Genomic DNA, 13,501 nt, shown 5'->3' with positions numbered 1-13,501 from the left:
GAACAGGAGATCATCGTGCTTCCTCTCGCCCAGGCCGAGCTGGTCCAGCTCTTCCGCAACCGGTCGGTGCTCGTCACCAGCCTCCTCATGCCCGTGGCGGTCGCCGTCTTCTTCATCAGCTACCGCGACGTCCTCACGAGGATCGGCAGCATCGGGTACGTCGCCGCCGTGCTCGTGTTCACGATTGCCGCGTTCAACCTCTACGCGACGACGGTCACCACGCTGGCCGCCCGGCGCCAGGGCCTCTTCCTCAAGCAGCTCCGGTCGACGGCGGCGAGCGACGCCACCATCCTGACCGGGCTCGTCCTGCCGGTCGGTGCCATCGCGCTGGTGCAGATCACCCTGATCCTCGGCGTCTTCGCCGCTGCCAGCGGCGGTGGGCCCGTCGACGCCGTGCTCCTCGTCGCGGCGACCCTCGCGGCGTTCGTCATGATGCTCGCCCTGGGGATCGCCACCGCCGGCGTGACGAACTCCCCCGAGCACGCCCAGGTGACCGCCCTGCCCCTGAGCATCGGCGTCATCGCCGTCGCCAGCTGGGTCGGGATCACCGGCACCGAGAGCATGGCCCTGCTCAAGCGGCTCCTGCCCGGGGGCGCGGCCACGGAGCTGATCGTCGCGGCCTGGGACGGCGGCGCCGCGCTGACCGGCTCGCTCGCACTGCTCGCCCCGACGTTGGCATGGGTCGTGGTGGCTATCGTCATCGCGGCGAGGATGTTCCGGTGGGAGCCGCGCCGGTAGTGGCCGGGTGCTCCGCGGGCCGCAGATGGATCGCCAGGTCGCTGCGGCCCGGGGAGCGCTCGTCGAGCAGACGGCGTCGCGCGTCGTAGTCGTCGAGCAGCCGCCGGTAGGGCAGCGGCTCGTCGGTGTCGAGGTTCTCGAACCGCTTGCGCACCCGGGCTCTGGCGTCGTCGATCCCCGGCCAGACCGGGGAGTCGACGCCGAGCAGCGTGAGCGGCGCCAGCGGCTCGATGCCCGTGTACCAGAGGATCCCGTGGTTGATGGGGAACAGCAGGTCCTCGATGTGTCCGTTCACGCCTCGAGGGCTGAAGGCCTCTGCCCGGTCCCCCGCCGTCGTGAGCACCAGCCCCCGCTTGCCCGCGAACGCGCCGTCCCCGTACTTGCGCGGGTTCCCCGCGGCGTCGCGCAGCCCGTAGGCGAAGCCTTCGGTGAACACCCGGTCCACCCAGCCCTTGAGGACGGCCGGCATCCCCGCCCACCAGAGCGGGAACACGAGGACGAGGAGGTCGGCCCGGCGCAGGAGCTCCTGGTGCCGCACGACCTCCGGGTGCAGGGTGCCGGCGGCAGCCGCGGCGGAGGCGTGGGTGCCGACCGGCCCGGTCAGCGTCTCGACACCGTAGTCGGACGGGCGGACGGCGGGGTGCCAGCCGAGCCGCGGCAGATCGAGGAGGACGGCGTCGTGGCCCTGCTCGCGGAGCGTGGACTCCGCGGTGGCGGCGAGGTCTGCGGTCAGGGAGCCCGCCGACGGGGCTGCGGAGACGATGAGTGTCTGCATGGTGCGACCGTAAGCACCCGGAGACGGCGGCGGTAGTACGGTCTTTCTTGTCACCAAGGGACATCAGGGGAAGCGAGGATGCCATGCGGGACGCGGTGCGGCGTGCCCTGGAGGTGTGCCCGATCGAGGTGGGCATCGCCGTCGCCGGCGGGGACTGGAAGCTGACGGCCGTGTGGAAGCTGGCCGACGGGCCGCTCCGCTTCGGCGAGCTGCAGCGTGCCGTCGGCCCCGTCTCGGCCAAGACCCTCACCCGGCAGCTCAGGGCTCTCGAGGCGGACGGCGTCGTCGTGCGCACCGTGTACCCGGAGGTACCACCGCACGTCACCTACGAGCTGACCGAGGCAGGCCGGGAGCTGGCGACCATCGGGTCCTTGCTCGGTCGCTGGAGCGAGCGGTTCGTGCCGGGGGCCGAGCGAGAAGCCGTCTCAGAATATGGTCCCGCATCGTGAGATCGCCTGGGCAGCGCCCCCGGGCGGGCGCTACCGTCGATCCATGACTCGTCGAATGCGCAGCTGACCACCGCGCACCTTCGCCTGCCTGCGGCCACGCACCGGGCAGCCATACGCCGCGTGCGCCCGCCCGACCGCACCCGCCGGAGACCGCAGCCAGGAGAGACGATGACCTCGACGCCGACCAGCATCACGAGGCCCGACGACGCCCCGACGGCGGCCCGGCCCCGTGCCGCCCGCCGCGGCCCGGCCACCCCCGTCCCGGCGTCCGGCGCCTGGCGCGAGGGCGACCCGGTCGCGGACCGCCTGTTCGCCGACGTCGGCACCTTCGACCTCGAGGCCGGGGCCCGCCTGCCGGACGTCCGCGTCGCCTACGAGACCTACGGCGAGCTCGCCCCGGACGGCTCCAACGCCGTCCTCATCCTCCACGCCCTCACCGGCGACGCCCACGTGCGCGGTCCCGCCGGCCCCGGCCAGCTCACCGCCGGGTGGTGGGAACCCATGATCGGGCCCGGCGCGCCCATCGACACCGACCGGTACCACGTCGTCGTGCCCAACGTCCTCGGCGGGTGCCAGGGGACCACCGGCCCGGCGTCCACCGCACCCGACGGCCAGCCCTGGGGCGGCCGGTTCCCGCGCATCACCACACGCGACCAGGTCGCCGTCGAGATCGAGCTGGCACGGCTGCTCGGCATCCGTTCGTGGGCCACCGTCGTCGGCGCCTCCATGGGCGGCATGCGCGTCCTGGAGTGGGCGATCCTCGGGCCCGAGGCGGGCATCGAGGTGCGCTCGATCGCCGCCATCGCCACCGCCGCGCAGTCGTCGGGCGACCAGATCGCCTGGGCGCACCCCCAGCTCGGCGCCATCCGTGCCGACCCCCGCTGGAACGGCGGCGACTACTACGACGCTCCGGACGGCGAGGGCCCGCACGCCGGGCTGGCCATCGCACGGCAGATCGCGCACACCACCTACCGCACCGCGCGCGAGCTCGACGAGCGGTTCGGGCGGCTGCCCCAGGGCGGCGAGGACCCGTTCGACGACGGCCGGTTCGCCGTGCAGTCCTACCTCGACCACCACGGGGACAAGCTCGCGCGACGGTTCGACGCCAACTCCTACCTGCGGCTCACCGAGACGATGATGACGCACGACCTCGGCCGAGACAGGGGCGGGGTCGAGTCCGCGCTGGCGCAGATCACCGCGCGGGCGCTCGTCGTGGCGGTGGACAGCGACCGGCTGTTCCCACCGGCGCAGTGCGCCCGGATCGCCGCCGGTGTGCCCGGCGCCGGCGGCCTGCGCGTCATCACCTCCGACTTCGGGCACGACGGGTTCCTGCTCGAGCACGACCAGACGGGACCACTGATCCGGGACTTCCTCACCGAGGCGGCGCCCGTCCCACCGACCTCGTAGCGGGCCCGCGCGCGAGCCGTGCCCGGCGGTCCTAGCGTGGTGCCGGACGTCGACCACGACGCCCGGAAGCGCTCTCGCGAGGAGAATCCGATGGCACAGCTCAACCCCTACCTCAGCTTCCGCGACCAGGCCCGCGAAGCTCTCGAGCACTACCGGTCCGCGCTCGGTGGGGACCTCGAGATCTCGACGTTCGGCTCCGTGCCCGGCATGGCCCACGACCCCGCCGACGAACAGCTCGTCATGCACGGCCAGCTCACCGCGCCGGGCGGGCTCACGCTCATGGCGGCCGACACGCCGTCGTTCATGCCGTACGTCGCCGCGACGAGCGGCGTGACCGTGGCGCTCACCGGCAGCTCCGACGACATGGACTACGTGCGCGGCGCGATCAGCACGCTGCTCGACGGCGCCACCGACGTCGTGCCGTTCGAGCCCGCACCCTGGGGCGACCACTACGGCCAGCTCACCGACCGTTACGGCATCACCTGGATGTTCGACGTCGGCGACGCCTGACCGCGGACCGCTACGAGAGCAGCACGACCTCGCGGCGCCGCTCGAGCGAGACGAGATCCTCCTCCACCACGACCCGGCGCTCCGCCAGCCGCCCGCTGACGTGCTGCACCGCCACCCGGGCGGCTTCGACCCGCTCGCGGGACTCGCGGACGTGGCGCGCCACCGACAGGTCGCTGAAGACGTTGTCGAACCAGATGTCGAACGTCCGCGACATGCCCTCGACGCCCAGCACGCCGACCCCTCGCTCACCCACGTCGCCGAGCTCGACCATCAGGTGGGCGAGGGCCGCGTCGGCCTCCCGGGCCAGCTCGGCCGCCCGGTCGAGACGGCGGTGCTTGGCGATGCTCGCGAGCAGGTCGCCGCCCAGGTACGTGTCGTACATCGACCAGCCGTTCGCGCCCGCCAGCTCGCCGGCCGCCGCCTCGAGAGCGGTCGCGGCGGCGTCCGCCGCGTCCTGCGCCTCGGCGATCTCCAGCTTCTCGGCCCGACGTCGGCCCCGCCGTTCCGCGACGTCCACGAGCTCGGCACCACGCCCCCTGCCCGCCGTCCACAGCCAGGCCTCCTTGTCCGCGAGCGCGCGCTCCCGCCGTCCGGCGACGTCGCCCAGACGCGCGACCGCACCCTCGGCGACCTGCAGCTCACGCTGCGCTGCCGCGCGGCGGGCCTCCGCTGCGGCGACGGCGTACTCGGCGGTGCGCTGCTCGGCCCGCTCCGTGTCGAGGCGTTCGTCGCGAGCGCCGCGCAGGGTCGCCCAGAGTCGGTCGAGGCTCAGCGACTCCAGGCGCTCCACGTCGGCCGACTCGTCGGCGAGCTGCTCGAGAGCACGCTCCACCGCTCGGTCCGCAGCCCGCAGCCCGGCGGCCGCGCGTTCCCGGCGGGCCAGGTAGTCCGCCAGGAGCGTGGCGTCCTGCTGCGCCTGCTCGACGCGCGCCTCGAGGGCCGCGGATTCCGGGTCCGTCGGGTCGGGCTCAGCAGGTCGGTGCACCACGGGGTCGGACATGGCCTCCAACATAGTGGCCCGTGGCACCGGAACGTCCTCTACGTTGGGATCATGCTCGCTGCCACCGTCGACCGCTTCTCCCCCGACGCCCCGCTGCACGGACTGGAGGTCACCGACCGCCCCGCGCCGATCGAGCGCGAGCACTGGACCACGGTCCAGGTGCGCGCCGCCGCGCTCAACCATCACGACCTGTGGTCCCTGCGCGGCGTCGGCCTGCGCGAGGAGCAGCTCCCGATGATCCTCGGCACGGACGCCGCGGGTGTCACGCCGCACGGCACCGAGGTCGTGCTGCACGCCGTCGTCGGTGCGGACGGCCACGGCGTCGGCCCGCACGAGCGGCGCTCCCTGCTGTCCGAGCGGTACCCGGGCACTCTCGCCGAGCAGGTCTCCGTGCCCACGGCGAACCTCGTGCCCAAGCCCGCGGAGCTCACGTTCGCCGAGGCGGCCTGCCTGCCGACGGCGTGGCTGACGGCCTACCGGATGCTGTTCGGCGCGGCGGCGCTGCGGCCGGGCGACCGCGTGCTCGTGCAGGGTGCGGGCGGCGGGGTCGCCACCGCGGCCGTCGTGCTGGGGTCGGCAGCCGGCCTCGAGGTGACCGCCACGTCGCGCGACGCAGGCAAGCGCGAGCGGGCGCTCGAGCTCGGGGCGGCCCGCGCCGTCGAGCCCGGGACCCGCCTGCCCGAGCGCGTCGACGCCGTCGTCGAGTCCGTCGGCGAGGCGACCTGGGCGCACTCGGTGCGGTCCGTGCGGCCCGGCGGCACCATCGTGGTGTGCGGGGCGACCAGCGGTGACGCGCCGCCGGCGGAGCTGACCCGGCTGTTCTTCTCCGAGATCCGTGTGCAGGGCGTCACGATGGGGTCGCGCGAGGACCTCGCTGCGCTGCTGCGGTTCTGCGCGCGGACCGGCGTGCGGCCGGTCATCGACTCCGAGGTGTCGCTGGCGGACGTCGGCACGGGCCTCGCCCGGCTGGCCGCGGGCGACCAGACGGGCAAGATCGTCGTCGTCCCCTGACCCTGCGACTGCCCCTTCGAACGTTGTGGGCGCGATTTCTGGGTCGGAAATCATCCCAAGAGGGACGAATCGGGCCAGAAATCGCGCCCACAACGTTCAGTAGGGCGGCCGGGCGGGTCAGGCGAAGCGGGCGCGGTAGGCGTCCAGCAGTGACGGACCGTCCGGCCCGAGGTGCCACACGTTCCAACCGTCGTCGGTGGGGGTCCCGCTCGCGGCCGAGGCCGCATGGTCCGGGTGCTGGTAGCGGGAGCCGTCGGCCAGCTCGATCGCGCCGTCCGGGTGCAGCACGGCCTCGAAGTGCTGCCGGCGGCGCGGCCGCGACCACACGAGCAGCGTGGGGCGGTGCAGGGTGGCGGCGAGCGCGATGAGGTCGCCGTCCACCTCGTCGTCGAACGCCATCGGTGCGGGCTGGGCCGTCTCGTACAGGCCGTAGTCGGGCGGCGGGGTGTACGACGGCGCCTCCAGCGGCGGGACCTCGAGGCGCGGCAGGTCCTCGGAAGCGTTCGTCCAGCTGCTCGGCGTCGACGGCTCCCACCCGGAGGACCGGTACGGCGGAGGGTCGTTGAGCGGGTCCTCCCAGCGTGCCTCCGGCGGATCCCACGGCGCCGGCTCACGACGCCGGGTGGCAGGCTCCGGCCGCGGTGCCGGCGGCAGGTCCAGCGCCGGGGCGGTGTACCGCGCGAAGTCCTCACCGAGTCCGGGGGTGTCGACGCTCGACGCCGACCTCGTGCGGCGGGCCAGCTCCGCGAGGTCGAGGTCCTCCGCCGAGCCCGCCGACGCCGCGGTGAAGGCCGCCAGCTCCGGCGAGGGCTGCTGCGGCTGCGACGTGAAGCGGTCCCTGCGGGACCGACGTCGGACGGCCGGCTGCTGAGCCGGTGGCGCCGGTGGCGGAGGTGTCGGCTGCGGCGGAGCGGGCGGCGGTGGCGGCGCGGCCGCCGGGGCCGGACGTGGCGGCGTGCCGGCGTCGCTGGTCTGGCCGCCCTGCCTGCTCTGGCTGCTCTGGCTGCTCTGGCTGCCGGCCGCGTCGGCGCGGACCGTCGGGAGCGACAGGCTGGACGCCCCGGCGGCGGCCCGCCGTCCGGCCCGGGTCCGGTGCGGGGCGGGGGCGGGGGCGGGGGCGGGCGCCGGCTCGGACGCGGCCCGCCGGGCCGGTGCTGGCGCCGCGGGCGGGTTCGGCGAGGCAGGCTGCGCGACCGCCGGGTGCTTGCCGGTCAGGGCGATGCCCACCTTGACGCCCTCCGCGAAGGACTCCGGCTCGGTGTCGGCGGATGCGGCGGCCCGGTGCGTCCCCTCCGGTGCGACACCGGACAGGCGTGGCGCCGTCGGGGCGGAGGCGGGGTGGATCACCAACGGGGAGACGTCGACGAACCGTCGCCCGTCCTGGCTGTGGACCACGCCCATCTTGAGCACCTCGACGGGCATCGTGGGCTGACGCAGGAAGTCGACGGCGTTCAGGATCTCCTCGCCGGCCTCCTGGCAGATGATGATCAGCCGGGCGCTGGAGCGCCCCGGCTGGGACCGGGTGATCGGCACGGAGTCGTAGAACGAGGCGACGTCCCGCTGGAACGCGTTCGGCCCGCCGTGGTACCGGGAGGCGAGCTCGCCGCGGGTGAGCCGGCCGGCCCAGCCCGCGTGGTCCAGCGCCCGGGTCAGCGCCGGGCGGTCGAGCTCGGCGACCAGCTCGACCACCACCGGCGAGCCGGTGGCGTCCAGCGCGAGCAGGTGCGGCTCGTCAGGTCCGGCGCCCTGGGCGACGGGGAAGATCTGCTCCCCGAGCAGCCCGTCGATGTGCGAGTCCACGACGCGGTGCGCCGTCGTCCCGAGCCCGGGCTCCACGGCACCTGCGGACCGCCCGGACTGGACGAGGAGCGGCCTGCTGGCGTCGACCTCGAACAGTGGCATCGCGCTGACTTCTCCCCGGTTCCCGCACACGGCCCGGTGCCGTGTGCCGCATAGCCTACGGCGAGACGTCCCGTGACCTGCAACACTGCAGGTGGGTGACCACGGTCACGCGTGCCCGGCCTGCTCCTCGTCCGCGGCAAGCGCTTCCTCGACGCGCCGGATCTTGGCGTCGAGCTGCCCGGTGTACCCCGGGCGGATGTCGGCCTTGAGCACGAGCGAGACCCGGTGACCGCCCGCGCCCACGGCCTCGGTGGCGCGCTGGATCACCGGCATCACCTCGTCCCACTCCCCCTCGATCTCGGTGAACATGGACGTGGTCCGGTGCGGCAGCCCGGACTCCCGCACGATGCGGACGGCCTCGGCGACGGGGCCCGCGACGGACTCCCCCGCGCCGAGCGGGGAGACGGAGAACGCGAAGACAGCCATGCCTCCATCATGCCTCCCCCGTCTACGCTCGGGGGGTGAGTACCTCGGTGACGGTCCTGGCCGGTGGCGTCGGCGGCGCCCGCCTCGCGCACGGCTTCGCGCTCGCGCTGCCCGACGGCGGCACCCCGGCGGACGGCGGTGGCCTGACCTGCGTGGTCAACGTCGGCGACGACACGACCCGCCACGGGCTGCACGTCTCGCCCGACCTCGACACGGTGATGTACACGCTGGCCGGGCTCAACGACGAGGAACGCGGCTGGGGGCTGACGGGCGAGTCGTACGCGACGCTGGCGCAGCTCGAACGGCTCGGTGAGGACACCTGGTTCACGCTCGGCGACAAGGACCTGGCGACCCACGTGGTGCGGACCGCGCGCCTGCGCGAGGGCGTGCCGCTGAGCGGGGTGACCGCCACCCTGACGGCCTCGCTGGGCGTGGGCGCCCGGCTGCTCCCGGTCACGGACGACCCGGTGCGCACGCAGGTGACCACGCCGTCGGGCACCCTCGCCTTCCAGGAGTACTTCGTGCGGCGTCAGCACGCCGACGCGGTGCTCGACCTGACCTTCGACGGCATCGGGTCCGCCCGCCCGGCGCCCGGGGTGCTGCCGGCGGTGCGGGACGCCGACCTGCTGGTGGTGGCGCCGTCGAACCCGTTCCTCTCCGTCGAACCGGTGCTCGGCGTGCCCGGTGTGCGCGACGCCGTGGCGGCCTCGCGAGCACGCCGGGTGGCGGTCAGCCCGATCGTGGGCGGCCGGGCGGTGAAGGGGCCGGCCGCGCAGATCCTCGAGTCGCTCGGGCACGAGGTCTCGGCGGTGGGCGTGGCACGGCTGTACACCGGCGTCGTGGACGTCATGGTGATCGACGAGGCGGACGCCGCGCTGGCCGCACCGGTCGAGGACCTCGGGTTCGAGGTGGTGGTCACCGACACCATCATGGGAGGTCCGGCCGGTCGCGAGCGCCTGGCCCGCGAGCTCCTCGCCGTGGCCGGGCCGTGACGAGTCCCCGCACGGTCGCCGTGGTCCCGCTCCGCGACGGCGTCTCGGGCAAGTCGCGGCTCGCGGCCGCCCTGGATCCGGGTGCCCGACGGCGGCTGGTCGTCGCGCTGGCGCGGCACGTCGTGGAGGTGCTCGCCCCGCTCGTGGCGGACGGCCGGCTGGCGGGGGTCGTGGTGGTGACGGCGGACGTGCCGTTCGTCAAGGAGGTCCTCGCGGCAGTCCCGGGTCAGGTGATCGCGGAGCCGCCCGGCACGCCCGGCCTGAACGGCGCCCTCGACCACGCCCGCGACCACGTCCGGAACCTGGCCGCGGACCGGGTGCTGGTGGTCCACGCGGACCTGCCCCGGCTCACGACCGCCGACGTCGACGCCCTCCTGGCGACCCGGGCCGACGTCACGATCGCCACCGACCGCCATGCGACCGGCACCAACCTGCTCATGGTCCCGCTCACCGCTCCCCTCGCAGCGAAGGGCTACCGGTTCCGGTTCGGCGCCGGGTCCCGGGCCGCCCACGAGGCGGAGGCCGGGACGCACGGCCTGACCTCCGCCGTCGTGCAGCGACCCGGCACCGCCGCGGACCTCGACACGCTCGACGACTGGGCCGAGCTCCCCGCCGAGATCCGCGCCCGGGTGGGTGCCGCCGTCGGGCACCCGCTCACCGAGCGGCCGGCCCGGCAGGCGCAGTAGCGGCGGGCAGGTCGCCGCTCAGGCCGCGTCGAGGCGGGTGCGCACCTCCTGCGGCAGGTCGAGGTGCACCGCACCGAGGAGCTCGTCGAGCTGCTCCACGGAGCTCGGTCCCGTCACCGGGATCACCGGCACCTCGCCGCCCATCATCCAGGCGAGCGCCACCTGCGCGGGGGTCGCACCGATCTCGCGGGCGACCTCGCGCAGGACGCGGACCCGGTGGACCGACCCGGGGTGGTCGGCGTCGTGGTACAGGCCCTTGTCGTCCCGCATCAGGGCCCCGGCCTGCAGCGGCCCGTACCCCACGACCGTCAGCGACGGCCGGCCCGGAGTCCCCGTGGACGCGGCGTAGTCGAGCAGGTCGCGACTCACCCAGGGGCGCGACGTCGGCCGCGGGTACACGTACGAGTGCTGCTGCTGCACGACGGCGTAGGGCGGCACGCCCTGACGCTCGGCCTCGGCGCGGGCCTCGACGAGTCGCCACAGCGTGACGTTCGAGATGCCGGTCAGACCCACCGCGCCCTCGGCCTGGAGCTTGCCCAGCGCCCCGACCGTCTCGGCCAGCGGGGTGTCGCGGTCGTCCACGTGCCCGTAGAGCACGTCCAGGTGGTCGGTGCCCAGGTGGCGCATGCTCTTGTGCGCCTCGGCCTCGATCACGCCGGCGCCGAGGCCCTCGAAGTTGTCCGGCGTGAAGGGCAGGCCCCGGTCGCGGGGGCCGGCGCCGACCTTGGTGGCGATCCGGACGTGGTCACGGTGGCGCCGGGCGGCCAGCCAGCCCCCGATCAGGTCCTCGCTGTCCCGGCCGTGCCCGCCGTGCCACACGGCATAGTTGTTGGCGGTGTCCAGGAAGGTCCCGCCCGCCTCGACGAACCGGTCGAGGATCGCCTCCGAGGTGGCCGGGTCCACGAGGGTCCCGTAGTTCATGGTGCCGAGGCACAGGGTGGACACCTCGATGGCGCGGTCCCCGGTGCCGATGGTGCGGTAGCGCATGGTTCCTCCGTTTGGTGGTTCGTGCTGGTCGGTGGTGGTCGGACGGAGCCGGTCAGACGGCGTCGAGGCGGGCTCGCAGCTCAGGGTCCAGGTCGAGGTCGGCGGCACCGAGCAGCTCGTCGAGCTGTTCGACCGAGCTGGGCCCGACGATGGGAGTCACGGGGACCTCGCCGCCGAGCAGCCACGCGAGCACCACCTGGTTCGGGGTGGCTCCGACCTCTGCGGCGACCTCCCGCAGGACCCGCAGCCGTTCGTGCGTGGTGGGGTGGTCGAACCCGTCCCACAGCGGCTTGTCCGGGCTGGTGAGCGCGCCTTGCATGAGCGGCGAGTACGCGGTGACGGCGAGCGGGGCGCTCCCGCCGGCGGTGGCCTGGGCGGCGTAGTCGAGCAGCTCGTACGACGCCCAGTTGTGCCGGCCGACGTCGGGCCGCGGGTAGGGGTAGGTGCGCTGCTGCTGCACCAGCCCGTAGGGGGCGATGCCCTGGCGGCGGGCCTCCTCGCGGGCCTCGACCACGCGGTGCAACGCGGCGTTGGAGATGCCTGCGATCCCGACGAGGCCCTCGGCCTGGAGCTTGCCGAACGCGCCGACGGTCTCGGCCAGCGGCGTGGCGTAGTCGTCGACGTGCCCGTAGCAGACGTCCAGGCGGTCGAGGCCGAGGTGGCGCAGGCTCGTGGCGACCTCGCGGACGACGGTCCGAGCACCGAGGCCCTGGTAGTTCGAGGGCGGCACGTGCGTCTGCGGCAGGTCCGGGTCCTTCTTCGCGGCACCAACCTTCGTGGCGACGCGGACCTGGTCGCGGACCCCGCGGTCCGCCAGCCAGCGGCCGATCACGTCCTCGCTGTCGCGGCCGTGGCCGCCGCTCCAGCCGTTGTAGTTGTTCGCGGTGTCCAGGAAGGTCCCGCCTGCCTCGACGAACCGGTCCAGGATCGCTCGCGAGGTGGCCTCGTCGGTGCGGGTCCCGAACCACATGGTGCCGAGGCACAGCGTGCTGACCTCGAACGACGTGGTCCCGTTGCTGATGGTGCGGTAGCGCATCGTTCCTCCGTGCGGTGGTGGTCGTCCTCGACGCTACGGAGAAATCGGTCCGGGTGTACCGTCCATTGACATGATCGTCCACCGGACCAATCTGGCGTGGGAGACACTGCTCGACCTGGACGCCTCGACCGGCCCACGGGTCGTACGGCTCGAGCACGCGCTGCGCGACGCCGTCGGCTCCGGACGGTTGCCGGCCGGTGCCGCCCTGCCGGCCAGCCGCCGGCTGGCCGAGTCGCTCGGCGTCTCGCGCTGGGTCGTCACCGAGGCCTACGGCCAGCTCGTCGCCGAGGGCGTCCTCGAGGCGCGGGTCGGCGCCGGCACGCGCGTGGCCGCCGGGTCGGTCCAGACCCGGCAGGTCCAGACCCGGCAGGTCCAGGAGCGGGGCGCGACGACGGCACGTCCGCGACGCTCGCCCGCCGCGGGACCGCAGGGGTCGGCCGCCACGGGGGTGCCGCCGTCGGGCACGGTGCCGCACCTGCCGCCGCGCCCGCGGTTCGACCTGCGTCCCGGCGTGCCCGACCTGCGGCACGTCCCGCGCGAGGCGTGGCTGCGGGCGGCACGCGAGGCGCTGGCCGGCGCGTCGAGCACGGACCTGTCCACGGCGCCCGGTCTCGGACACCCCGCGACCCGGTCGACGGTGGCCGCGTACCTGCGCCGGGCGCGGATGGTCGAGGCCCCGGACACGGCCGTCGTCGTGACCCGGGGCGCCACCGACGCGATGGCGCGGGTCGCGGCGGCGCTGCGGACCGCCGGGCACACCCATCTGCTCGTGGAGGACCCGTCGTGGCCGGTGCTGCGCGACGTCGCCCGGCAGGCCGGGCTGCGACCCGTGCCCGTGCCGGTGGACGCGGGCGGGGTCGACGTCGAGCGGCTCGCCGAGGCCGGCGCGCGGACCGGCGCGCGGGCGGTGCTGCTGACGCCAGCGCACCAGTTCCCCACCGGGGTGGCGCTGGCCGGCGAGCGGCGCGAGGCCGTGCTGGCCTGGGTGCGGCAGGTGGACGGGCTCGTGGTCGAGGACGACTACGACGCGGAGTTCCGCTACGACCGGCGGCCCGTGGCGGCGCTGCAACGGCTGGACCCGGAGCGGGTGGTGCTGCTCGGCTCGGTGAGCAAGACGATGTCGCCGGCGTTCGGGATCGGCTGGGCGGTGCTGCCGGCCGCGTGGCGGGCGGCCTTGGGAGACGTGGCACGGGCCGGCGCGCCGTCCGTGGTGGACCAGCTCACCGTCACCCGGTTCCTGGAGGGAGGCGGCTACGACCGGCACCTGCGCGCCGCCCGCACGCGGTACCGGCGGCGCCACGACGCGCTCGCGGGCGCCGTCGGGCACCGGCTTCCCGACGCCCGGCTGCACGGCATGGCCGCCGGGCTGCACGCGCTGCTGGAGCTGCCGGGTGGCGACGAGGCCCCGGACGCCGCCGAGGTGGTGCGCGCGGCGGCAGCCCGCGACGTCGGTGTCGTGGACCTGCGGCGCTACCAGGTGCGCCCGGCGGCACGGTCTCGGACGCTCGTGCTCGGCTACGGCAACCTGGTCGACGCCCGGCTCGAGGAGGCGGTGGCCCGGCTGGCGAGCTGCGTCTGAGCG

The 13,501-nt window shown here is 74.8% G+C and carries 14 protein-coding genes; 8 read left to right on the top strand and 6 right to left on the bottom strand.

All coding sequences use genetic code 11. The features are described 5' to 3' along the window. The first annotated feature begins 15 nt into the window (after positions 1 to 15). Positions 16 to 738, top strand: coding sequence for an ABC transporter permease (locus ACH5HR_RS12580; RefSeq protein ID WP_402374101.1), 723 nt, complete (start codon positions 16 to 18; stop codon positions 736 to 738). Here ACH5HR_RS12580 and ACH5HR_RS12575 read toward each other — a convergent pair. Next, a complete protein-coding gene (locus tag ACH5HR_RS12575) occupies positions 698 to 1,513 on the bottom strand; it encodes an NAD(P)H-dependent oxidoreductase (RefSeq protein WP_416478147.1) in 816 nt (271 codons plus the stop codon). The two genes, ACH5HR_RS12580 and ACH5HR_RS12575, sit on opposite strands and share 41 nt — an antisense overlap. A gap of 83 nt (positions 1,514 to 1,596) precedes the next feature. Between ACH5HR_RS12575 and ACH5HR_RS12570 the strand changes: the two genes are divergently transcribed. The 3 genes from ACH5HR_RS12570 to ACH5HR_RS12560 all read left to right on the top strand — a co-directional run bounded on the left by ACH5HR_RS12570 (position 1,597) and on the right by ACH5HR_RS12560 (position 3,879). After that, entirely contained in the window at positions 1,597 to 1,962 is a 366-nt protein-coding gene (locus ACH5HR_RS12570; protein ID WP_402374097.1) for a winged helix-turn-helix transcriptional regulator, read from the top strand. Between the two features lie 168 nt (positions 1,963 to 2,130). Beyond that, on the top strand, positions 2,131 to 3,369 hold the full coding sequence (metX, locus tag ACH5HR_RS12565) for a homoserine O-acetyltransferase MetX (protein WP_402374095.1): 1,239 nt from the start codon (positions 2,131 to 2,133) through the stop codon (positions 3,367 to 3,369). A gap of 90 nt (positions 3,370 to 3,459) precedes the next feature. Further along, positions 3,460 to 3,879, top strand: a complete 420-nt coding sequence (locus tag ACH5HR_RS12560) for a VOC family protein (protein WP_416478145.1) — start codon at positions 3,460 to 3,462, stop codon at positions 3,877 to 3,879. Between the two features lie 10 nt (positions 3,880 to 3,889). Here ACH5HR_RS12560 and ACH5HR_RS12555 read toward each other — a convergent pair whose 3' ends face one another. Next, on the bottom strand, positions 3,890 to 4,879 hold the full coding sequence (locus tag ACH5HR_RS12555) for a coiled-coil domain-containing protein (RefSeq protein WP_416478143.1): 990 nt from the start codon (positions 4,877 to 4,879) through the stop codon (positions 3,890 to 3,892). Positions 4,880 to 4,930: 51 nt separating this feature from the next. On the opposite strand from ACH5HR_RS12555, the gene ACH5HR_RS12550 reads away from it, so the two are divergent. Then, positions 4,931 to 5,890, top strand: a complete 960-nt coding sequence (locus tag ACH5HR_RS12550) for a zinc-binding dehydrogenase (protein ID WP_416478142.1) — start codon at positions 4,931 to 4,933, stop codon at positions 5,888 to 5,890. 117 nt (positions 5,891 to 6,007) lie between these two features. Here the strand turns inward: ACH5HR_RS12550 and ACH5HR_RS12545 are convergent, their stop codons facing one another. Then, a complete protein-coding gene (locus tag ACH5HR_RS12545) occupies positions 6,008 to 7,792 on the bottom strand; it encodes a restriction system modified-DNA reader domain-containing protein (protein ID WP_416478141.1) in 1,785 nt (594 codons plus the stop codon). Between the two features lie 105 nt (positions 7,793 to 7,897). Next, entirely contained in the window at positions 7,898 to 8,218 is a 321-nt protein-coding gene (locus ACH5HR_RS12540; RefSeq protein ID WP_402374085.1) for an MTH1187 family thiamine-binding protein, read from the bottom strand. A gap of 35 nt (positions 8,219 to 8,253) precedes the next feature. Between ACH5HR_RS12540 and cofD the strand changes: the two genes are divergently transcribed. Both cofD and cofC read left to right on the top strand, forming a co-directional pair. Continuing rightward, positions 8,254 to 9,210 carry a 2-phospho-L-lactate transferase gene (gene cofD / locus ACH5HR_RS12535; RefSeq protein WP_402374083.1) on the top strand — a complete coding sequence of 319 codons (957 nt, stop codon included), beginning with the start codon at positions 8,254 to 8,256 and terminating at the stop codon, positions 9,208 to 9,210. Beyond that, positions 9,207 to 9,896: a 2-phospho-L-lactate guanylyltransferase gene (gene cofC, locus ACH5HR_RS12530; protein WP_416478139.1), complete on the top strand. Its 690-nt coding sequence runs from the start codon at positions 9,207 to 9,209 to the stop codon at positions 9,894 to 9,896. The genes cofD and cofC overlap by 4 nt, the downstream gene beginning before the upstream one ends. 18 nt (positions 9,897 to 9,914) lie before the next feature. Here cofC and ACH5HR_RS12525 read toward each other — a convergent pair whose 3' ends face one another. Further along, a complete protein-coding gene (locus ACH5HR_RS12525) occupies positions 9,915 to 10,883 on the bottom strand; it encodes an aldo/keto reductase (RefSeq protein ID WP_402374079.1) in 969 nt (322 codons plus the stop codon). A 52-nt stretch (positions 10,884 to 10,935) separates the two neighbouring features. Continuing rightward, on the bottom strand, positions 10,936 to 11,919 hold the full coding sequence (locus tag ACH5HR_RS12520) for an aldo/keto reductase (protein ID WP_402374077.1): 984 nt from the start codon (positions 11,917 to 11,919) through the stop codon (positions 10,936 to 10,938). Between the two features lie 70 nt (positions 11,920 to 11,989). On the opposite strand from ACH5HR_RS12520, the gene pdxR reads away from it, so the two are divergent. Continuing rightward, positions 11,990 to 13,498, top strand: coding sequence for a MocR-like pyridoxine biosynthesis transcription factor PdxR (gene pdxR, locus ACH5HR_RS12515; RefSeq protein WP_402374075.1), 1,509 nt, complete (start codon positions 11,990 to 11,992; stop codon positions 13,496 to 13,498). Positions 13,499 to 13,501: the final 3 nt, after the last annotated feature.

Origin of the sequence: Isoptericola maris (assembly GCF_048065335.1) — a bacterium.
Taxonomy (GTDB): Bacteria; Actinomycetota; Actinomycetes; order Actinomycetales; family Cellulomonadaceae; genus Isoptericola; species Isoptericola rhizosphaerae.
Note: the sequence above shows the minus strand (reverse complement) of the source record. Positions and strands in the feature narration are given on the sequence as shown.